The sequence below is a fragment of the Massilia eurypsychrophila genome (genome assembly GCF_002760655.1).
GTDB lineage: Bacteria > Pseudomonadota > Gammaproteobacteria > Burkholderiales > Burkholderiaceae_D > JAFCUW01.
This window is the reverse complement of the sequence record NZ_PDOC01000008.1, coordinates 187,002-206,945: the sequence shown is the minus strand read 5'-3', so window position 1 is coordinate 206,945 and position 19,944 is coordinate 187,002. Positions and strand designations below refer to the sequence as shown.

General features: G+C 63.4%; 16 protein-coding genes and 3 tRNA genes. 13 read left to right on the top strand and 6 right to left on the bottom strand.

Annotated features, from left to right (window positions below):
- The first annotated feature begins 184 nt into the window (after window positions 1-184).
- From CR105_RS15085 to CR105_RS15075, 3 genes are all read left to right on the top strand, one after another.
- Complete coding sequence (locus CR105_RS15085; RefSeq protein ID WP_099789448.1) at window positions 185-781, top strand: MarC family protein; 597 nt, start codon at window positions 185-187, stop codon at window positions 779-781.
- A 170-nt stretch (window positions 782-951) separates the two neighbouring features.
- Window positions 952-2,019: an SDR family oxidoreductase gene (locus tag CR105_RS15080; protein ID WP_099789445.1), complete on the top strand. Its 1,068-nt coding sequence runs from the start codon at window positions 952-954 to the stop codon at window positions 2,017-2,019.
- A 15-nt stretch (window positions 2,020-2,034) separates the two neighbouring features.
- Window positions 2,035-2,322 (top strand): type II toxin-antitoxin system Phd/YefM family antitoxin, encoded by a 288-nt coding sequence (locus CR105_RS15075; protein ID WP_099789443.1) that lies wholly within the window; start codon window positions 2,035-2,037, stop codon window positions 2,320-2,322.
- Between the two features lie 92 nt (window positions 2,323-2,414).
- On the opposite strand, the gene CR105_RS15070 is transcribed toward CR105_RS15075, so the two are convergent.
- The 4 genes from CR105_RS15070 to CR105_RS15055 all read right to left on the bottom strand — a co-directional run bounded on the left by CR105_RS15070 (window position 2,415) and on the right by CR105_RS15055 (window position 6,652).
- The gene (locus tag CR105_RS15070; protein ID WP_131021716.1) at window positions 2,415-2,891 is read right to left on the bottom strand and encodes a hypothetical protein; all 477 of its coding nucleotides are present in this window, start codon (window positions 2,889-2,891) and stop codon (window positions 2,415-2,417) included.
- Window positions 2,892-3,058: 167 nt separating this feature from the next.
- The gene (locus CR105_RS15065) at window positions 3,059-5,125 is read right to left on the bottom strand and encodes a S9 family peptidase (protein ID WP_099789437.1); all 2,067 of its coding nucleotides are present in this window, start codon (window positions 5,123-5,125) and stop codon (window positions 3,059-3,061) included.
- Between the two features lie 170 nt (window positions 5,126-5,295).
- Window positions 5,296-5,733 carry a hypothetical protein gene (locus CR105_RS15060; RefSeq protein WP_099789434.1) on the bottom strand — a complete coding sequence of 146 codons (438 nt, stop codon included), beginning with the start codon at window positions 5,731-5,733 and terminating at the stop codon, window positions 5,296-5,298.
- A 283-nt stretch (window positions 5,734-6,016) separates the two neighbouring features.
- The gene (locus CR105_RS15055; protein WP_218968702.1) at window positions 6,017-6,652 is read right to left on the bottom strand and encodes a dioxygenase family protein; all 636 of its coding nucleotides are present in this window, start codon (window positions 6,650-6,652) and stop codon (window positions 6,017-6,019) included.
- A 154-nt stretch (window positions 6,653-6,806) separates the two neighbouring features.
- On the opposite strand from CR105_RS15055, the gene CR105_RS15050 reads away from it, so the two are divergent.
- The 3 genes from CR105_RS15050 (at window position 6,807) to CR105_RS15040 (ending at window position 13,599) form a co-directional block, all read left to right on the top strand.
- On the top strand, window positions 6,807-8,006 hold the full coding sequence (locus CR105_RS15050) for an efflux RND transporter periplasmic adaptor subunit (RefSeq protein WP_099789431.1): 1,200 nt from the start codon (window positions 6,807-6,809) through the stop codon (window positions 8,004-8,006).
- A 6-nt stretch (window positions 8,007-8,012) separates the two neighbouring features.
- Window positions 8,013-11,300, top strand: a complete 3,288-nt coding sequence (locus CR105_RS15045; RefSeq protein WP_099789428.1) for an efflux RND transporter permease subunit — start codon at window positions 8,013-8,015, stop codon at window positions 11,298-11,300.
- Window positions 11,301-11,442: 142 nt separating this feature from the next.
- Window positions 11,443-13,599, top strand: a complete 2,157-nt coding sequence (locus CR105_RS15040) for a PEP-CTERM sorting domain-containing protein (protein WP_180288207.1) — start codon at window positions 11,443-11,445, stop codon at window positions 13,597-13,599.
- Window positions 13,600-13,632: 33 nt separating this feature from the next.
- Here CR105_RS15040 and uvrB read toward each other — a convergent pair whose 3' ends face one another.
- Window positions 13,633-15,720, bottom strand: coding sequence for an excinuclease ABC subunit UvrB (uvrB, locus tag CR105_RS15035; RefSeq protein WP_099789422.1), 2,088 nt, complete (start codon window positions 15,718-15,720; stop codon window positions 13,633-13,635).
- Between the two features lie 110 nt (window positions 15,721-15,830).
- On the opposite strand from uvrB, the gene CR105_RS15030 reads away from it, so the two are divergent.
- From CR105_RS15030 to CR105_RS28365, 7 genes are all read left to right on the top strand, one after another.
- Window positions 15,831-17,045, top strand: coding sequence for an amino acid aminotransferase (locus tag CR105_RS15030; protein ID WP_180288206.1), 1,215 nt, complete (start codon window positions 15,831-15,833; stop codon window positions 17,043-17,045).
- Between the two features lie 127 nt (window positions 17,046-17,172).
- Window positions 17,173-17,248, top strand: a tRNA-Asn gene (locus CR105_RS15025).
- Between the two features lie 118 nt (window positions 17,249-17,366).
- Window positions 17,367-17,729 (top strand): hypothetical protein, encoded by a 363-nt coding sequence (locus CR105_RS15020; RefSeq protein WP_131021717.1) that lies wholly within the window; start codon window positions 17,367-17,369, stop codon window positions 17,727-17,729.
- Between the two features lie 190 nt (window positions 17,730-17,919).
- Entirely contained in the window at window positions 17,920-18,804 is an 885-nt protein-coding gene (locus CR105_RS15015) for a hypothetical protein (protein ID WP_099789416.1), read from the top strand.
- 53 nt (window positions 18,805-18,857) lie between these two features.
- Window positions 18,858-18,933: transfer RNA gene (locus tag CR105_RS15010), tRNA-Asn, on the top strand.
- Window positions 18,934-18,999: 66 nt separating this feature from the next.
- Window positions 19,000-19,287 carry a hypothetical protein gene (locus CR105_RS15005; RefSeq protein WP_099789413.1) on the top strand — a complete coding sequence of 96 codons (288 nt, stop codon included), beginning with the start codon at window positions 19,000-19,002 and terminating at the stop codon, window positions 19,285-19,287.
- A tRNA-OTHER gene (locus CR105_RS28365) sits at window positions 19,255-19,340 on the top strand. Before CR105_RS15005 ends, CR105_RS28365 begins: the two co-directional genes overlap by 33 nt.
- Window positions 19,341-19,396: 56 nt before the next feature.
- Here the strand turns inward: CR105_RS28365 and CR105_RS15000 are convergent.
- Window positions 19,397-19,882 carry a Dps family protein gene (locus CR105_RS15000; protein WP_099789411.1) on the bottom strand — a complete coding sequence of 162 codons (486 nt, stop codon included), beginning with the start codon at window positions 19,880-19,882 and terminating at the stop codon, window positions 19,397-19,399.
- Between the last annotated feature and the right edge of the window lie 62 nt (window positions 19,883-19,944).

Below are 19,944 nucleotides of genomic sequence, written 5' to 3'. Positions count from 1 at the left end.
GGTCAAAGAAGTACACCTCAATCCTGACGTGTCGATCAACGAAGCAACAATGCCGGCGTCGAATATGCCAGCGTTTAAAAAGGCGGCTTAGCGGCTGCTGACACGACAACTAGCTTGACAACCATCGAATGTCAGACCTGACCCCAGCGTTGGTTTTTTAATCCGTCAAGTCACTAACAATAATATGACCCAAAGCTTCCTCCAGACCTTCATCCTGCTGCTGCTCGTGACCGACCCGTTCGGCAACGTGCCGATCTTCGTCACCGCGCTGGCGCCGGTCGAGCGCGCGCGCCGCCCGCGCATCGTGCTGCGCGAATGCGCGATCGCGTTCGTCGTGCTGCTCGTGTTCATGTTTTTCGGCCGGCACCTGCTGACGGCGCTGCAGCTGTCAGAAGTCTCGCTGCGCATCGGCGGCAGCGTGATCTTGCTGTTGATTGCGATTCGCATGGTGTTCCCGCATCCGGACGGCGTGCTTGGCAAGACCGACGGCGGCGAACCGTTCATCGTGCCGCTGGCGATACCAGCGCTGGCCGGGCCGTCGGCGCTGGCCACCGTGCTGCTGCTATCGCACGAGACGAGGGGAGAAGTGATGCTCAACGTCGCCGCGCTCGCCGCCGTGGCGGTGGTGTGGCTGGTGGTCTTCCTCGGCGCCGAACGGCTGCAGAAGGCGCTCGGCCCGCAGGTGATGACGGCGTTCGAACGCCTGATGGGGCTGATCCTGACGGCGATGGCGGTCGAGATGCTGCTGGGCGGCGTACGCGCGTTTGTGAAGACCTTGTAGCTATCGCCTGTAATCCCGCTGCCTCTACCCATAAAATTGTCATTCCCGCGAAGGCGGGAATCCCTGACACTTACCCGGCAGACGGCGGCGCGTCAATTAATCGGCTGCACGCTACGCACAATCCCGGATGGCGCTAGACTGGATGATTCCAAATCAGCCTCGAGGACATCATGACAAAAACAGCCTTGGTAGTCGGCGCCAGCGGCATCGCCGGCAGCAACCTCGCAATCGAACTTCTCGACAAAGGTTGGGACGTCTACGGCCTGGCGCGCACTCCGCAAACTGACTTGCCGGGCCTGCGGCCGATCGCCGCAGACCTGCTCGACCCCGCCAGCCTGCAAGCCGCACTGTCCGACGTCGCGCCGACCAATGTCTTCATCACCGCCTGGCTGCGCCAGGACACCGAAGCAGAGAACATCCGCGTCAATGCCGGCATGGTCCGCAACGTACTGGCCGCGCTGTCGCCGAAAAAATCGGTGCGCCACGTTGCGCTGGTGACCGGCTTGAAGCACTACCTCGGGCCGTTCGAAGCCTACGCCAAAGCCGGCACCTTGCCCGAGACGCCGCTGCGCGAAGAACAGCCGCGCCTGCCAATCGAAAACTTCTACTATGCGCAGGAAGATGAAGTCTACGCCGCCGCCGCGCGCGACGGCTTTAACTGGAGCGTGCATCGCCCACACACCTTGATCGGCAAGGCGGTCGGCAATGCGATGAACATGGGCACCACCTTGGCCGTGTACGCGTCGATCTGCAAGGAGACCGGGCGCAAGTTCCAATGGCCGGGTTCGCAGGCGCAGTGGCAGGGCATCTCCGACGTCACCGACGCGCGCCAATTGGCCAGGCAGCTAGTGTGGGCCGCCGACACCGAATCTGCCTACGACACCGCTTTCAATATCGTCAACGGCGATGTATTCCGCTGGCAGTGGTTGTGGGGCCGGCTGGCGAACTGGTTCGGCGTGGAAGCGGCAGGTTTCGATGGCACCATTCGCCCGCTCGAGGCAGCGATCGCCGGCGACGCCGACCTGTGGCGCGAAATGGCCCAGCGGCATGGCCTGGCCGAGCCGGACCTGGGACGACTGGCGTCCGCATGGCATACAGACCTCGACCTCGGCCGGCCTATCGAGGTAATGACCGACATGGCGCGCAGCCGCAAGCTCGGCTTCGCCGGCTACCAGTCGACTGAGGAATCGTTCTACGACCTGTTCGAGCAGTTGCGTTCGGAGCGGCTTATCCCGTGATATCGAGGTTCGACGATGAAAACTGTAAATTTTCCCGAGGCGAGTAGTAGCTTGGGCGAGTTGCTCGACCGGGTGGTAGCCGATGTAGACGTTACGGTAATTTCGCGGCGCGACGCACCGGATGCAGTGGTCATGTCGCTCGACTATTACAGCAGCTTGATGGAAACCGTTTACTTACTGAGCTCTCCGGCCAATGCAGCGCATTTGGGAGAATCGATCCAACAAGCGCGGGCCGGCCGTTCGCACCAGCGGGACCTGGTTGAGACGCCTGACGTGGACGACCATTCAAATACCGGCCGCTAAGTTTGCGGATCCAGCACGGCACGATTCCCTCTATCGGCGAACCGAAGGTAATACGAAGCTATAGCGCCGCACATCTGTATGCCCCGTCAAGCTCAGCAGCGCAGCTCCTTAAATTGCTTTCGCAACAATAGTAGGTCCTGCTGGATTGTGCGCAAATTTTCACGCGGAGTTGCGGCTTCCATCGCTTCAGCGTCCAAAAGGTCTTGATCGAGCTGTCGACATTCCGCCTTTGTCGAACTATTGTGATTGTGGCGGCGTACCTCTGTCGAAAATTGCTGTCGATTGATTCCGGTGGCCGGCCCGATCGCATCAGCCAGCTGTTCACGACGTTTCTCGGTCGCGACGTCCGCGCCTGTCATCTTCTTGCCTGAAAATTTGTCGAGCCCAAGAGATGGTTCGATATCCATTCTTTTGGCGCCGAGGCATGGCTCGTCTGTGTAAGAGATTTTTCCGGCCACTTCGCACTTGTAGATCAATCGTGACGGAGCCGGTAGGGTTTGTGCATAAACCTGAGAGTAGGACGCGGCCAGTAGAAATCCGGTCGGAATCAGCAAACGAACAATGCTCATGTAGCCTCCGATCTGCAAATCAATGCAGCAACAATACAACGAAATGGGATCCCCGCGTGCGCGACGATAACGTGCCAGCGGCGGTGGTTCGCAATCAGATGCGCGTTTGGACGCAAAAAACCGCGCCGCGGACACTAGACCGGGGCGCGGCTTTTTGCGCAGCGCGATTACTTCGCGGCCGGCTTCAAATACCCATCGAGCCAATCAATCACCGTGCGATGCCAAAGCACCGAGTTAGCCGGTTTCAGCACCCAATGATTCTCATCCGGGAACACCAGCAGCTTGCTCTCGACACCCTGGCGCTGCAGCGCGGTGAATGCGCCGATCCCCTGGCTCACAGGAATCCGATAATCCTTCTCGCCATGGATCACCAGCATCGGCGTTTTCCACTTCGTCACGTGATGCACGGGATTGAATTTCTCATGCTTCTCCGGCACGGCGAAATAGCTGCCGCCATTTTCCCACTCGTTGAACCACAGCTCCTCGGTCCCGTAATACATCGAGCGGTTATCGAACACGCCGTCATGGTTGACGATGCACTTGAAGCCGTCGGTCCAATTCCCCTGGATCCAGTTCATCATGTAGCCGCCGTACGATGCGCCCAGCGCGCAGCTCTTCGATGTGTCCAGCCACGGATACTTGGCGCCGGCCGCGGCAAGGCCTTTCTTCAAGTCCTCCAGCGGGGCGCCGCCCCAGTCGCCACTGATCGAATCGGTGAAGGCCTGGCCATAGCCGGTCGAACCGTGGAAATCGATGAACACGGTAGCATAGCCGGCGCCCGCATACACTTGCGGATTCCAGCGGTAGCTCCAGCTGTTGCCGAAGCTGCCCTGCGGCCCGCCATGCACGATGAACGCCACCGGATACTTCACACCCGGCACGGCGTTCCATGGCTTCATGACGTGGCCATAGACTGTTTCGCCTTTGGCGCCCGCAAACGAGAACTGCTCGGCCTCTCCCATCCGCACGTCGGCTAACGCAGCCGAATTGAGCGTCGTCAGTTGCGTCATCGATTCCGCGCCAATCTTGGCCGAACGCTTGAACAGCTGCGCGCCCGACGACAGGTTTGCCTGCGTCATCACGATGGTGTCGCGCTGCACGTCGAATGCGCCGACGTAGCCGTTGCCGCTCATCGGCGTGACCTTGCCGCTTTGCGCGTCGATGGCAAACAGCCGGTGCTGGCCGATGTCGTCGGCCGTCGCCAGCAGCGTCTTGCCGTCCGGCGTCCAGCGGAAGTCCGCGATCGAGCGGTCCCAGCTGTCGGCCAGCATGCGCTTCTTGCCGGTGGCCACGTCGCGTAGCACCAGCTGGAAGCGGTCGGCCTCGAAGCCCGGGCGCTTCATCGCCAGGTAGGCGAGGGTGCGTCCGTCCGGCGAATAGGTCGGCTTCGAATCCCAGGCCGGATTGTCCGCCGATAAATTAAGCGGCGTGCCGCCGGCAGCGGGCACCTCGAACACGTCGAAGTTGGTCGACCACGACTCGGTCTTGCCGGCGATGCGCGCGGCGAACACGACCGTCTTGCCGTCCGGGCTGAAGCGATATTCTTCCTTGTCGCCGAACGGCTTCGACGGCACGTCGCCGTCGAGCGAGCCGGACAGGCTGACCGGCACCGCGGTCACGCGCCCGCTGCTGTCGATCGGCGCCGAGTACAGCACCGCATTGCGCTGGTCGCCCCAGGTGTCCCAGTGGCGCACGAACAGGCGGTCGTACACGCGCCCGCTCGACTTGCCCTTGACCTGGTCGGCCAGCCGCTTGGTGGTGCAGGCGAGGTCGGCGCAATCGCGGAACACGGCCAGGCTCAGCGCGATGCGGTCGCCCTGCGGCGACAGCCGGAAGTTGTCGACGTCCAGCGGCAAATCGGTAACCCGGCCGGCTTCGCCGCCGCCGAGCGGCAGGCGCCACACCTGCGAGCTGCCCGAGCGGCCCGACAGGAAATAGATGGCGTCTCCATTTGGCGACCATTCGGGATCGCTGCTGCTGGAGTCGGCCTGCGTCAGGCGCTGCGGCGCCGCTTTTGGCGTGCGCAGGTCCAGCATCCACAGGTCGGTCTGGCCGCGGTTCTTGCCCATGTCGGTGCGGCGCACCGTGTAGACCAGGCGCGTGGCGTCCGGCGAGAGCACCGGGCTGCCGACGCGCTCCATGTTGACCATGTCTTCCACGGTAAATCCGCGCGGCGCGGCGAGCGCTCCGCCCGCCACCATGGCGGCTCCTAAAACCAGCAAACGAAATCTCATGCGGTGTCTCCGATGAAGTGAAAAAATTCCGGCTCGTGGCCGGTAGCCGGACATCATACCAATTCCTGTTGGACATGACGGCATAGGCATGCTCGAGATCTATTGTCTGGACCACGCTGCTGCCGTTAGCAAGTGACGGGCCAGTGGCTCGGCAAGAAGCAGTTGCCCATTCACATGGCCGTGCCATGAGCCTCGGCGACAGCATCGGCGGCAAGGGCCGATTCATACAACTCAGTGAAGCGGGCGAATACGATCCGGTGACTGTTCTCGTTGGCGACCTTCAGCACCTGACGCACCGATTTTAGATACGAGAACACGTCATACAAGAACCAGCAGTCTTCAGAGGAGATGCAGTTTGGTGGCGTGACAACGACCGAGGAATTGATCGCCTCCAAGACTTGGCCGGCCTCGTAAGGCTGGTGGTCGGTGCCATCCACATACCTGACCAGGAACGGGTGCAGCGCCAACTGCGGGGCTGCCTCGAGACGCGAGAGCAGTCTGGTAATCGATGCCGACGCCGCAGCAATCGCAGGAGGATCGAGCAAGGCGAAACGGCTTTGGAGGAAGTCGAGATCTCTCGTCGCTGTCACAGCGCTGATCGCTAACAATGCGTTCAGTGTCGCGTCGTTGCGGGCGACGAGTATCAGTGCGTCGTCACGACTTCGTCGCGGTTAAAGAGGGAGTCGAGTTCTGCGACGGTTCTTGGCTGCGCCAGGCTCGTCGTTGTCGGAATCGGAAACATGAAGGACCAGTAATCAGTAGACAAGGCGAATCAAGATAAGTGGTTGAGCGGACATCGTACCAAGATCCCGGCGGGGCATCGATGGCTTCAAGAGTATCCAAAAGAGCGCGGGTCGGTAAGAAAGCTTGAAAACTCGGTGAGATAGTCTTTTATGACGGCGGCGCCGCACCCAGCACAATGTCGAAACGAGCGGATAGTTCGGCGGGACGCTCAATACTAGGCAGGAACGGCGCCATGAGCGCAGCGCGCTGACTGGGATCGCGGACCCCGCGTAACACACCATCGCGCTCGTTTAGCCGGTGACCCTGTACGTACAGTTGAGTGGTCAGCAATTCCTTGCCGCCCTTGCTCAGTTTGACGTGGATATGCGGCGCCCGTCCCGGATAAGGTACCGGCTTGATCGTCCGGAACCGGTATTGGCCGCTTTCGCCAGTTTCGAAGCGGCCGAATCCTTGGAAATTCGGATCGTTGCTGGCGCCCGCATCGCCGGAATGGATGTAGCGGCCGTTGTTGTCGACCTGCCAGATTTCGATTGTCACGCCGCGCAGCGGCTTGCCGTCCAGGTCAAGAATGCGGCCGGTCAGATCGGTCACCTCACCGGCCGCGGACCCACGGCGCCCGGAAATATTCACCAGGTTATTGTCCTGGTCGAGCGGCAGCTTGTCCGGATAGAACGGACCTTCGGTCTGGCGCTGGGTCGCCACCAGGCGCTGGGCCCACGCCCGACGTGCGCTTGAAGCGAGCGCGCCGGCCAGCAAGGTTTTCAGCAAGGTGCGGCGTTCCATTTGCATCTCCTGTATTCACTCTTCGACAAGTATAGCGAATCCATCGCAACGGACTGCCATTCGCGGCGAACCAACGTCCACCGTTCAACTCCAACAAAGACTAAGCGTTTACTGCCGAGTCGTTGCATCACATTTTTCCATGCCGGAGGAAGAGATGTTCGTTGGATTCTCGCGCATTCTGCTGATGGGAATGCTCTCCGCACTCGCGGCGTTGCTTAGTGGCTGCGGCCCCAAGCAGGAGCAGGGCCAAGGGCCAGGCGCCGGCGGCGCCGGCCCGCCACCCGTGTCGGTCGCTCCAGTCACCCGCCGCCAGGTAGAAGAGTTCGACGAATTCAGCGCGCGCGTCGCCGCGGTCAACCAGGTCGACGTGCGCGCGCGCGTGGCCGGCACGCTCGAGCGCGTCCACTTCCGCGACGGCCAGGATGTGCGCAAGGGCACACTGCTGTTTACCATCGATCCGCGCCCGTTCGCCGCCGAGGTGGCGCGCCTGACCGCAACGCTGGCATCCGCCCGCAGCCAGGCCAGCCTGGCACAGCTGCAGGCCACCCGCGCCGAAAAGCTGCTGCCGTTGCGCGCCATCTCCGAGCAGGAGGCCGACCAGTTCCGCGCCGCCGCCCAGAACGCCGCCGCCGCGGTCAACGCCGCCCAGGCCTCGCTCAACGCGGCAAGCCTGAATCTGGGCTTCACCCGCATCACGGCGCCTATCGCCGGGCGCGCCTCGCGCACCGCCGTCACTGCCGGCAACCTCGTCGGCGTCAACGAGCCGGTGCTCACCACCATCGTCTCCACCGACCGCGTCTACGCTTACTTCGACGCCAGCGAGGCCGCCTTCCTCAAGTACGGCCTGACCGCGACCAACCCCAATGAGGCGCCGGTGGTGCAGATGGGCCTGTTCAACGAGCAGGGCTATCCCCACAAAGGCAGGATGGACTTCGTCGACAACCGCCTCAACCAGGCCACCGGCAGCATGCAGCTGCGCGCCGTGTTCGACAACAAGGACGGCCGCTTCACGCCCGGCCTGTCGGCGCACGTCAAGGTCAGCGCCGGCAAGCCGTACGAGGCGAACCTGGTGCCCGACCGCGCCATCACCACCGACCAGACGCGCCGCGTCGTGCTGGTGGTCGGCCCCAAGGGCGTCGTCGAACAGCGCGAGGTCAAGATGGGCGCACTGATCGGCGCGATGCGCGTGGTCGACGGCGTCAAGCCGGGCGAGAACATCATCGTCGACGGCTTGCAGCGCGCCATCCCCGGCATGCCGGTCAAGCCGCAACTGGTGCAGCTCGACGGCGACGGCAAGCCCTTGATGCCGCCGGGCGGCGCGCCGGCCACCGCGGCCTTGCCGGCGAAAGGGTAGGCGCCGATGGATATCGCCAGCAAGTTCATCGACCGGCCGCGCTTTGCAACGGTGATTTCGATCTTCATCTTCATCGTCGGCGCGATGTCGATCTTCATACTGCCCGTATCCGAATATCCCGACGTCGCGCCGCCGCAGGTAGTGGTGCGCGCACAGTTCCCCGGCGCCAATCCGCGCGTCATTTCCGAAACCGTCGCCACCCCGCTCGAAGAACAAATCAGTGGCATCGACAACCTGCTGTACTTCGAAAGCCAGTCGACGTCCGACGGCGGCATGAACCTGACCGTCACCTTCCGCATCGGCACCGATCCGGAGGTGGCCGAAACGTCGGTGCAGAACCGCATCAGCCGCGCGCTGCCGCGCCTGCCCGACATCGTCCGCCAGATCGGCGTCACCACCGAGAAGCAGGCGCCGAACCTGACGATGGTGGTGCACCTGCTCAGCCCCGACAACAGTCACGATGCGCTCTACCTGCGCAACTACGGCCAGCTGCAGGTGCGCGACGAGCTGCAGCGCATTACCGGCATGGGCAGCGTGCTGCTGTTCGGCGCCGGCGACTACGCGATGCGCATCTGGCTCAATCCGCAGCAGCTGGCGGCGCGCCGCATGTCGGCCAACGAGGTCGTCGCCGCCATCCGCGAACAGAACGCCCAGGTCGCCGCCGGCGTGGTCGGCGCGCCGCCGGCGCCCACCGGCAGCGAATTCCAGCTGCCGATCAACACCAAGGGGCGCTTGTCGACGGTGGAGGAATTTGCCGACATCATCGTGCGCGCCGATCCGGCCAGCGGGTCGGTGGTGCGCATCAAGGACGTCGGCCGCGTCGAAATGAGCGCCAGCACATATGCGCTGCGCAGCCTGCTCAACAACAAGGAAGCGGCCGCCATCGCCATCTTCCAGGCGCCCGGCAGCAACGCGCTGGCGCTGTCGGCCGACGTGCGCGAAGTCATGGCGCGCGTCAGCAAGAACTTCCCGCAGGGCGTCACCTACGACATCGTCTACGATCCGACCCGCTTCGTGCAGACGTCGATCGAGAAGGTGGTGGCCACCTTGCTCGAGGCGGTGCTGCTGGTGGTGCTGGTGGTGATTCTGTTCCTGCAGACCTGGCGCGCGTCGATCATTCCGCTGCTCGCGGTGCCCGTGTCGATCGTCGGCACCTTCGGCGTGCTGCTCGCGCTTGGTTTTTCGATCAACACGCTGACCTTGTTCGGCATGGTGCTGGCGATCGGCATCGTCGTCGACGACGCCATCGTGGTGGTGGAAAACGTCGAACGCAATATTGAAAACGGCCTGACCCCGCGCGCCGCCACCGTCAAGGCGATGCAGGAAGTGAGCGGGCCGATCATCGCCATCGCCCTGGTGCTGTGCGCGGTGTTCGTGCCGCTGTCGTTCGTGCCGGGGCTGTCGGGCCAGTTCTACCGCCAGTTCGCGGTGACGATCACGATTTCGACCTTGATCTCGGCGTTCAATTCGCTGACCTTGTCGCCGGCGCTGTCGGCCATCCTGCTGCGGCCGCACGACGCGCCGAAGGACCGCTTCACGCGCGGACTCGACCGCGTGTTCGGCCGCTTCTTCAACTGGTTCAACCACAAGTTTCACCACGCCAGCGACAGCTACCAGCGCGGCGTCGTGCACATGCTCGCGCGCAAGGCGCCGGTGCTGCTGCTGTATGTGCTGCTGCTGGCGGCGACCGCCTTCATGTTCGCCCGCACGCCGTCCGGCTTCGTGCCGTCGCCGGACAAGCAGTACCTGATCGGCATTGCCCAGCTGCCGGCCGGCGCCTCGCTGCAGCGCACCGACGCGGTGATCCGGCGCATGGGCGACATCGCCTTGAAGGTGCCAGGCATCATCGATGCGGTGGCCTTTCCGGGCCTGTCGATCGCCGGTTTTTCGGCCGCGCCCAACGAGGGCCTGGTGTTTTTCGGCCTGGCGCCGTTCGAGGAGCGCACCAGCGCCGACCTGAGCAAGGAGGCGATCCTCGGCAAGGTCAATGGCGCCATCCAGCAGATCGAGGGCGCGCGCATGTTCGTCGTGCCGCCGCCGCCGGTCGAAGGAGTCGGCACCGCCGGCGGCTTCAAGCTGCAGGTGCAGGACCGCGCCGGCCTCGGCGAGCAGGCGCTGTACGGCGCCGTGTGGGGCGCGCTCGGGCAGATTTACGCCAATCCAAAATCGCCGATCGTCACGCCGTATTCGTCCTACGACATCAATGTGCCGCAGCTGCTGGCCGACATCGACCGCACCAAGGCCAAGCAGATGGGGGTGGCGCTGGGCGACATCTACGACGCCATGCAGATCAACCTCGGTTCGCTGTACGTCAACGACTTTTCGCGCTTCGGCAAGACTTACCAGGTCATCGTGCAGGCCGATGCGCCGTTTCGCGCCGACGCCGCCGCCATCACCAGGATCGAGACGCGCAACAGCGCCGGCCAGATGGTGCCGCTGGGCGCGCTGATGAAGGTCGAGGACACCTTCGGCCCGACCCGCGTGACGCGCTACAACGGCATCCCGTCGGCCGACATCAACGGCGCGGCCAAGCCGGGCTTTTCGAGCGGCCAGGCCGAAGCCGAGATCGAGCGCCTGCTGGCCGGCACGCTGCCGCGCGGCATGAGCTACGAGTGGACCGAGCTGACGTACCAGGACCGCCTGACGCGCGACGTCCACATTCCGGGCGCCAACATCGCCATCCCGACCCTGGCGGCGGTGCTCATTTTGTCCCTGGTGCTGGTGATCCTGGTGCTGGCGGCGCAGTACGAAAGCTGGACCTTGCCGCTGGCCATCGTGCTGATCGTGCCGATGTGCATCTTGTCGGCGCTGCTGGGGGTGTGGATTTCGAGCCTGCCGTGGTTCCACCAGCCGGGCGACCTGAACATCTTCACCCAGGTCGCGCTGGTGGTGCTGGTCGGGTTGGCCTGCAAGAACGCCATCCTGATTGTCGAGTTTGCCAAAGACCTGGAAGAGCAGGGCAGGGAGACGCTGGCAGCGACGGTGGAGGCGGCGCGACTGCGGCTGCGGCCGATCCTGATGACGTCGATCGCGTTTTGCGCCGGCGTCACGCCGCTGATCGTCAGCAGCGGCGCCGGCGCCGAGATGCGCCGCGCGATGGGCATCGCCGTGTTTTCCGGCATGCTCGGCGTGACCGCCTTCGGCATCTTCCTCACGCCCGTGTTCTATGTCCTGCTGCGCGGCTTTACGGCGCGCCGGCGCGCCCGCGCGGCGCAGCAGCGCGCCGAAATCGACGCCTGCGCGGGCCCCTACCATCCGGGCGAGGATCCGCTGCCGGACCCCGACCGTCGCTAAGGCGTGGCGCCGGACGGTCGTCAGCGGGCCTTGCCGTGCGCGGCCAGCAGTTTTCAAAGCTTCTTGAACACGGCTGACCTAGCGCACACTCCGGCGTGGCAGTTCCAACATGATTGGATATCTGCCATCGACGGGGAACCTCATGTCTATCCGAAACCTTTTACGCAAGCTGCTGCTGCCGCTGCTGGCCGCACCGCTGGCGGCAGTTGCCGACCCCATCTACACGCTGACGTTGCTGCCCGACGGCTTTTACGCGTCCGCCATCAACAACGCCGGCCAGGTGGTCGGCAGCGCCGGCGGCGGCGCGGCGGTGTGGAGCCCGACCTCGGTTGCCTACTTCCTGCCCGGCGCCGAGGGGCTGGCCATCAACAACCACGGCGACGTGGCGGGCCGCCTCGGCACCCAGGGGTTCATCTATTCGGCCGGCGTGCTCGAGCCGATCGACGCGTCCAACGGGCGCAATTGGGCCACCGGCATCAGCGACAGCCGGCGTGTGTCGGGAACGGTGCGCCTGTTCGGAGGCGCCGAGACGCGCGCGTTCGTCTACGTCGACGGCGGCTTCGCCCCGATTCTCGCCTTCGGCGGTTATCAGGATTTCGGCAACGCCATCAACAACGCCGGGCAGGTCACCGGTTTCGCCAGCGTACTGTTCGGTGGTGGCGACTTGAGCGACCCGCCGCGTCATGCATTCATCTACGATTTCCTCGGCACGGTGCGCAGCCTTGGCACATTGGGCGGGCCAGTCAGCGAAGGCAATGACATCAACGAGGGCGACCAGGTTGCCGGCTGGTCGAGTACCACCAGCGCCGGCGAGGAGCGGCCCTTCCTGTTTACCGACGGCGCCGGCATGGTCAACCTTGGCTCGCTTGGCGGCAGTTCCGGCCGCGCTTTCGGCCTGAACAATGCGGGCGCGGCGGTCGGCATGTCCGATGTCAGCAGCGGCGCCGGTTTCGACTACCACGCCTTCCTGTACGACGACGGCGCGATGGTCGACCTGAACGCGCTGATCGATCCGGCGTCCGGCTGGCGCATCGTGTCGGCTACCGACATCAACGACCAGCGCCAGATCCTGGGCAGGGCGTGCCTGGGCGACACTTTCGAGTGCCGCGCCGTGCGGCTCGACCTGATGCCGCCGGTGCCCGAACCTGGCGCCTGGGCAATGCTGATCGCCGGTCTGGGCCTGCTGGCATGGCGCAAGCGCAGGCAAGCAGCCCGTCCGCTGCTGCTGGCCTTGCTGGCCAGCCCGCTGGCCGCGTTGGCCGATCCGGTCTACACGCTGCGCTTCTTGCCGGCCGATTTCCAGGCGGTCAATATCAACAACGCCGGCCAGGTAGTCGGCACGTTCAACAACGCCGCCGCGATCTGGACAACGGCTGGCACGCGCGACATCAGTGCGCTGGCGCCCGGCAGCTTCGGCACGGCGATCAACAACCGCGGTCACATCGGCCTGGGCTGGGAAGGCGATGGCTATCTCTATTCATCCGACGCGCTGCGCAATATCGGCCGGCTCGGGATCTGGGACTTCAACTACGTTTCCGCGCTCAACGATGCCGGCCAGGCAACCGGCAATGCTTTCTATGGGCCCGGCGAAAGAGCGCGCGGCTTCGTCTACAGCGATGGCATCGTGCGCATCATACCGACGCTGGGTGGCGACTGGAGCCGCGCCTCGGCGATCAACAACCAGGGCCAGGCGGCCGGTATCGCCACCATCGATTCGACCGACTTCATCAATCCGACCAGGACCGCGATCGTCTTTCAGGACGGGGAGCTGCGCGATCTTGGCGGCCTTGGCGGCTTGATCAGCGAAGCGTACGACATCAACGAGGTCGGCCAGGTGGTCGGCATGGCGGAGACAACGGCCGATTTCAAATCCGGCGAGGGGCATGCCTTCCTGTTTGATGGCGTCGTGATGGCCGACCTCGGCTTTCTCGGCACCGGCATCCGCGCCAGCGCGCTAGGGCTGAACAATGACGGCATCGTGGTCGGCGCATCGGAATGGAACTTCGACTTGCCCTTCGACTCGCATGGATTCCTGTACGGCAGCGCCGGCATGGTGGACATCAACACCTTGATCGACCCGGCGCTGGGTTGGACGATCGTGTCGGCAAAAGACATCAATGATGCTGACCAGATCCTGGCGCTGGCCTGCAGGGACGGGCTGTGCACCAATGTCCTGCTCGATCCGATCGCCTTGGCCGTGCCGGAGCCGCATGCATGGATGATGGTCGTGGCTGGGCTAGCGCTGTTGGGCAGCCGGCGCCGGCGCGGCCCACGCTGGTCGGAGAAGTTTACCGTGTAGCGTTGCGTTTGCAGAAAGTACCGGCGCGCAGGCTTACTTGCCCAGCATCGACACGACGTTGTCGGTACCCGGCGCGCCGAACGCCTGCTGCTTGAGTACGTGCAACTGATCGCGCACCTGCGCCGCTTTCTCGAACTCCAGATTGCGCGCGTGATCGACCATCAGCTTCTCGAGCCGCTTGATTTCCTTGCTGATCTGTTTCTCGCTCATCGACTCGATCTTGGCGGTCTCGGCCTCGGCGCCGAGCGTCTCGCGCGCCTGCTGAGGGCTGTACACGCCGTCGATCATGTCGCGGATCGCCTTCTTGATGCCGATCGGCGTGATGCCGCGCTCGAGGTTGTAGGCGATCTGCTTGGTGCGCCGGCGTTCGGTTTCGTCGATCGCCAGGCGCATCGAGTCGGTCACCTTGTCGCCATACAGGATCGCCACACCGTTGAGGTTACGCGCGGCGCGCCCGATCGTCTGGATCAGGCTGCGCTCCGAGCGCAGGAAGCCTTCCTTGTCGGCATCGAGAATGGCCACCAGCGACACCTCCGGCAAGTCGAGGCCCTCGCGCAGCAGGTTGATGCCGACCAGCACGTCGAAGGTGCCCAGCCGCAGGTCGCGCAGAATCTCGACCCGCTCCACCGTCTCGATGTCGCTGTGCAGGTAGCGCACCTTGATGCCATGGTCGGACAGATATTCGGTCAGCTGCTCGGCCATGCGCTTGGTCAGGGTCGTCACCAGCACCCGCTCGTCCTTCTTGACGCGGTCCTGAATTTCCGACATCAGGTCGTCGACCTGCGTCATCGCCGGCCGCACGATGATCTGCGGGTCGACCAGGCCGGTCGGCCGCACCACCTGCTCGACAACATTGTCGGCGTGCGTTTTTTCATAGTCGGCCGGCGTGGCCGAGACGAACACGGTCTGGCGCAGCTTGCCCTCGAATTCCTCGAACTTGAGCGGCCGGTTATCCAGTGCCGACGGCAGGCGGAAGCCGTAGTCGACCAGGTTGGTCTTGCGCGAACGGTCGCCGTTGTACATCGCGTTGAGCTGGCCGACCAGCACGTGCGACTCGTCGAGGAACATCAGCGCGTCCTTCGGCAGGTAGTCGACCAGCGTCGGCGGCGGCTCGCCCGGCATGGCGCCGGACAGGTGGCGCGAATAGTTCTCGATGCCCTTGGTAAAGCCGATCTCGGCCATCATCTCGAGGTCGAAGCGGGTGCGCTGCTCGAGGCGCTGCTCTTCGATCAGCTTGTTCTCCTTGCGGAAATACTCGAGCCGGTCGCGCAGTTCCAGCTTGATCGATTCGATTGCCCGCAGCACGGTGCTGCGCGGGGTGACGTAGTGCGAGCCCGGGTACACCGTAAAGCGCGGAATCTTCTGGCGCACGCGCCCGGTCAGCGGGTCGAACAGCTGCAGCGACTCAATCTCGTCGTCGAACATCTCGACGCGGATGGCCAGCTCGGCATGCTCGGCCGGGAAGATGTCGATGGTGTCGCCGCGCACGCGGAAGGTGCCGCGGCCGAAGTCGACTTCATTGCGCGTGTACTGCATCTGGATCAGGCGCGCGATCACGTCGCGCTGCGCGACCTTGTCTTTGGCGCGCAAGGTCAGAATCATCTGGTGATATTCGCTCGGATTACCGATACCGTAAATGGCCGACACGGTGGCGACGATAATCACGTCGCGCCGCTCCATCAGCGACTTGGTGCACGACAGGCGCATCTGCTCGATATGCTCGTTGATCGACGAGTCCTTTTCGATGAACAGATCGCGCTGCGGCACGTACGCTTCCGGCTGATAGTAATCGTAGTAACTGACGAAATACTCGACGGCGTTCTGCGGGAAGAACTCGCGAAATTCCGCATACAGCTGCGCCGCCAGCGTCTTGTTCGGCGCGAATACGATCGCCGGCCGGCCGCACTGCGCGATCACGTTCGCCATCGTGTATGTCTTGCCCGATCCGGTCACCCCGAGCAGGGTCTGGAACGACAAGCCATCGTTGATGCCTTCGACCAGGCCGGCGATCGCGGTCGGCTGATCGCCGGCCGGCGCAAACGGCTGATGCAGCTTGAATGGCGAATCGGGGAAGGTGATCACGGTCGGCGCCGGGTCATTTGCGAGGGATAGTTCTGCCATACTTTCAGACCTTTGTTAGAATGGGAGTCCGCTTGCGACCCCCGCAGTTCACTGGGGCGCTGTCTATACAACCCTGCTGCGAACCAGCCGATTATCAAGTTTAAACCACGATGACTTCTACAGCACCCGCCAGTATCTTCAGTACCATTGCCATGGCCCCGCGCGATCCGATCCTGGGGATTACCGAAGCCTTCAATGCCGATACCAATCCAGCGAAAATCAACCTCGGCGTCGGCGTCTATTATGACGACAACGGCAAGGTTCCGCTGCTGGCGTGTGTGCGCAAGGCCGAGGCCCTGATGATAGAACAGCAGTCGCCGCGCACCTATCTGCCGATCGAAGGTTTGGCCGCGTACGACAAGGCGGTGCAGGAGCTCGTATTTGGGGCCGACAGCGCCATTATTCAAGAGAAGCGCGCGGTGACGGTGCAGGCGGTGGGCGGTACCGGCGCGCTGAAGATCGGCGCCGATTTCCTCAAGCGTTTCGCCCCCGAAGGCGCGCAGGTATTCATCAGCGACCCAAGCTGGGAAAACCACCGCGCCCTGTTCGAAAGCGCCGGTTTCACGGTCGGTAACTACAAATACTACGACGCAGCCACCCACGGCGTCGATTTCGACGGCATGCTCGCGTCGCTCAAGGCCATGCCGGCCAGCTCGATCGTCGTGCTGCACGCCTGCTGCCACAATCCGACCGGCGCCGACATCACTTCCGCGCAATGGGACCAGGTTATCGAGGCGGTCATCGCCGGCGGCCTGATTCCCTTCCTCGACATGGCCTATCAGGGCTTTGGCGCCGGCATTGCCGAAGACGGCGGCGTGGTGCGCCGCTTCGCCGCGGCCGGCGGCGCGCTGCTGGTGTCGAACTCGTTCTCGAAGTCGTTCTCGCTGTACGGCGAGCGCGTCGGCGCCCTCAGCGTCGTCGCTGCCAGTGCCGAAGAGGCCGGCCGCGTGATGTCGCAGCTCAAGCGCGTGGTGCGCACCAACTACTCGAACCCGCCGCTGCATGGCGGCAAGGTCGTCGCCACCGTGCTCGGCACGCCGGAACTGCGCCAGCTGTGGGAAGACGAGCTGGCCGGAATGCGCGTGCGCATCAAGGAGATGCGCGGCGAGCTGGTGCGCAAGCTGAAGGAAAAGGCGCCAGGGCGCGATTTCGAATTCGTCCGCGAGCAGGTCGGCATGTTTTCGTACTCGGGCCTGACCAAGGAGCAGGTCGGCAAACTGCGCGACGAATCGATCTACGCGGTCGACACCGGCCGCATTTGCGTCGCTGCGCTGAACTCCAAAAATATTGATCTCGTCATTGACGCGATTGCGAAAGTCCTTTAAGATCTTGCTTCTTCGGATCGCCGGAAACAGCGATTCGAAAGAGCAGCAGAGCCATATTGCAGTAGTCGTCGCGGAGTAGTCAGAAGTTTGACAGGGCGGTTTCGGGAATATATAATGTTGCCTCTTTTCCCTGATAGCTCAGTTGGTAGAGCGACGGACTGTTAATCCGCAGGTCCCTGGTTCGAGTCCAGGTCGGGGAGCCAGAACACAGAAAGAACCACGAGAAATCGTGGTTTTTTTTCGTCCGCCGTTTATTTCCCATTCCTGTTAGCCTTCTTCCACACTTGCACGCCGTGCATCGACAATGTGAAAGGAATCGCCATGGGAACGCACAATGCAGCAGGAGGTCACCCTGGTGACGCCTCGGTCGGGGTCGGCCCCGAAAATGATAGCCAGGGCATGCCGCAGCAACACGACGGCTCGCAACGCGACAGTGGCGGCAGCGGCGGCGCCCATATGACGCGCAGCCTGGAAGACACCAACAGCGACGCCCCATCGCCGCACGCCGAGGACAGGGACCGCGACGAAGCGGCTGAAGGCGCCGGCACGGCGGCCACGACCACGACGCGCGGCCCGATCGACACCCACGGCCAGCAGGGCAGTGCCGGCAAGACCGGCCTGGGCGTGCCCGAAACGGGCGGCAACCACGAACCGTCCGACATGGCGCCGCCGAGCAACCCCTGATCCGCAACGCCTAAAAACGCTGGGGTCAGGTCTGACATTCGGACATTTCGATCCGAAAATGTCCGAATGTCAGACCTGACCCCAGCAAGTTCAACAGCGGCCACGAGACGATCGTGGCTTTTTTTCGCCTGCCTACTTGCCTAATTGCTATCGCGCCCCAGATGGGTGTTTCATTGTCCATCGGAAATATATGAAATCAAAGAAGGCGCGCATCGTCAGGAACGTCATCCAGGCAGTTGTTGTCGTCGGCCTCGGCTATCTGGTGCGCCACAAGGTGGCCGAGACCGGCGGCGCAACGGTGTGGGACGCGGCCGGGTGGCTGCTGACCGCGTGGGTGGTGCTGCGCCTGGCGATGGCGATCAAGCGCGGCTACGCGAACGTTCGCACGCACCCGCAGAGCGGCGTGAACATCAAAACTCTCGACCAGCTGACGACGGCATCAATGCCACCGTGGAGCCGCGGCTTCTATCAGATGGAGAAGCTGGCCTACCGCGGTGCCTGGCGAACCATCACCGCCAGGCCGCTGGTGCCGGGCGGCGAGTTTTCCGTGGCCGGCGGGCCGCACAGCGCCGTCGTGTGGATGGCAGCGCTGATGCTGGTGGCCATGTTGGCCGCTGTGGCCGTCACGTTCCTGCCAACGTGGATCAGCGGTTTCTGGCCGCGCCTGCTGTGGTTCGGCGGCGCCGGCTTTGCGCTGCTGTACGCTGAAATCTGGATCTTCGGCTGGCGCCGCCGGCTGAAGGAGGGCGGCCACCGTATCGACGAGGGGCAGTTGATCCTCGACGCCGGCATGCGTGGCTCCGGCGCGGTTGCGCTCGCCGACATCGCGCGCTGCAGCGTGCTCGGCGGTGGCGTCGATCAGGTTGCCGATGCGCAGTTGTGGACAATCTCGCCCGGCGAGCGGCCGAACGTGCTGATCGAGCTGACGGGCGAGACGGCGCTCGCCGTCACGGCGTTCGGCTCGCCGCGCGACATCAGCAAGCGGCGCATCGCGCTGTACGTGGACCAGCCCGCCGTGTTCGTCGATGCGGTCGTACGCGCACTTGCGGCACGCACACACAGCGCGGCCGCCTGATTGCACGAGGGCTAGTCATTCGCCGCGCCGGCAAGCTATAATGCGCGCTCTTTTCCCTGATAGCTCAGTTGGTAGAGCGACGGACTGTTAATCCGCAGGTCCCTGGTTCGAGTCCAGGTCGGGGAGCCAGAATACAGGGCTACGTCGCGAGATGTGGCCCTTTTTTCTTTTGCAGTATTATTGATATGGACGACGATGAACGATCTCGCGAAAAAAGTGGAATTCTGGGATGAATGGCAGTTGGCGGCAGTGGCCGCCGGCGTTGCAGTGCCGCTGGCGGAGCTGGGCTGCGAAGTGTTGCGCACCCATCGCAAAAACCGCTGGAGCAAGGAGTTTCTCGGCGTCGAGGACGATGGCCCAGTGATGCTCGAAATGTGCCTGGACGACCCGGCACAGGCCGAGATGCTGTTCCTCGAAAACCTGCATCCCTACGATGCGGCCCTGCTGGCCGCCGCGCGCAGCCGTCTCGGGCTGATGAGCTGAAAATCTGACTGTTATTCCGCGCGTCCCTGGTTCGACTCCAGGTCGCGGCGCCAGAACACAAAAAAACCACGAGACAATCGTGGTTTTTTTCGTCCCGTCGTTTGAACTTTTACTCTTCCAGCAGGCTGCGCAGCATCCAGGCGGTTTTTTCGTGCACGTCCAGGCGCTGCGCCAACAAGTCGGCGGTCGGTTGGTCGTCTGCATCATTGACCAAAGGCAACAGCTTGCGTGCAGTTCGGGCGGTCGCCTCTTGGGCGGTGACCAGGTGCCGCACCATCTCCATGGCCTTTGGCACTCCCTCGACTTCCTTGATCGTCGCCAGCTTGACGAATTCGGAATAGGTTCCCGGCGCGGGATAGCCCAGCGCACGAATACGTTCTGCGATCAGGTCTAACGCAGTCCATTGTTCGGTGTACTGCGTCATGAACATCTGGTGCAGGCTGTTGAACATCGGCCCTTTGACGTTCCAGTGGAAATTGTGGGTCATCAGGTAAAGGGTATAGCTGTCAGCGAGCAAGCCGGACAGGCCGGCGGCAATGCTGGCGCGACTTTCATCGGATAGGCCGATGTCGATCTTGAAGCCTTTCTCATCCATGGTGTAACTCCTTCGGGAAGACTTGGGTCTTTCATTGTAATCGCATCGGTCGGTGCGCGTTA

Excerpts from the sequence above, each read along its gene's own strand:
- CR105_RS15085 (WP_099789448.1), top strand. The coding sequence starts at position 185 with ATGACCCAAAGCTTCCTCCAGACCTTCATCCTGCTGCTGCTCGTGACC.
- CR105_RS15080 (WP_099789445.1), top strand. The coding sequence starts at position 952 with ATGACAAAAACAGCCTTGGTAGTCGGCGCCAGCGGCATCGCCGGCAGC.
- CR105_RS15075 (WP_099789443.1), top strand. The coding sequence starts at position 2,035 with ATGAAAACTGTAAATTTTCCCGAGGCGAGTAGTAGCTTGGGCGAGTTG.
- CR105_RS15070 (WP_131021716.1), bottom strand. The coding sequence starts at position 2,891 with ATGAGCATTGTTCGTTTGCTGATTCCGACCGGATTTCTACTGGCCGCG.
- CR105_RS15065 (WP_099789437.1), bottom strand. The coding sequence starts at position 5,125 with ATGAGATTTCGTTTGCTGGTTTTAGGAGCCGCCATGGTGGCGGGCGGA.
- CR105_RS15055 (WP_218968702.1), bottom strand. The coding sequence starts at position 6,652 with ATGGAACGCCGCACCTTGCTGAAAACCTTGCTGGCCGGCGCGCTCGCT.
- CR105_RS15050 (WP_099789431.1), top strand. The coding sequence starts at position 6,807 with ATGTTCGTTGGATTCTCGCGCATTCTGCTGATGGGAATGCTCTCCGCA.
- CR105_RS15045 (WP_099789428.1), top strand. The coding sequence starts at position 8,013 with ATGGATATCGCCAGCAAGTTCATCGACCGGCCGCGCTTTGCAACGGTG.
- CR105_RS15040 (WP_180288207.1), top strand. The coding sequence starts at position 11,443 with ATGTCTATCCGAAACCTTTTACGCAAGCTGCTGCTGCCGCTGCTGGCC.
- uvrB (WP_099789422.1), bottom strand. The coding sequence starts at position 15,720 with ATGGCAGAACTATCCCTCGCAAATGACCCGGCGCCGACCGTGATCACC.
- CR105_RS15030 (WP_180288206.1), top strand. The coding sequence starts at position 15,831 with ATGACTTCTACAGCACCCGCCAGTATCTTCAGTACCATTGCCATGGCC.
- CR105_RS15020 (WP_131021717.1), top strand. The coding sequence starts at position 17,367 with ATGGGAACGCACAATGCAGCAGGAGGTCACCCTGGTGACGCCTCGGTC.
- CR105_RS15015 (WP_099789416.1), top strand. The coding sequence starts at position 17,920 with ATGAAATCAAAGAAGGCGCGCATCGTCAGGAACGTCATCCAGGCAGTT.
- CR105_RS15005 (WP_099789413.1), top strand. The coding sequence starts at position 19,000 with ATGAACGATCTCGCGAAAAAAGTGGAATTCTGGGATGAATGGCAGTTG.
- CR105_RS15000 (WP_099789411.1), bottom strand. The coding sequence starts at position 19,882 with ATGGATGAGAAAGGCTTCAAGATCGACATCGGCCTATCCGATGAAAGT.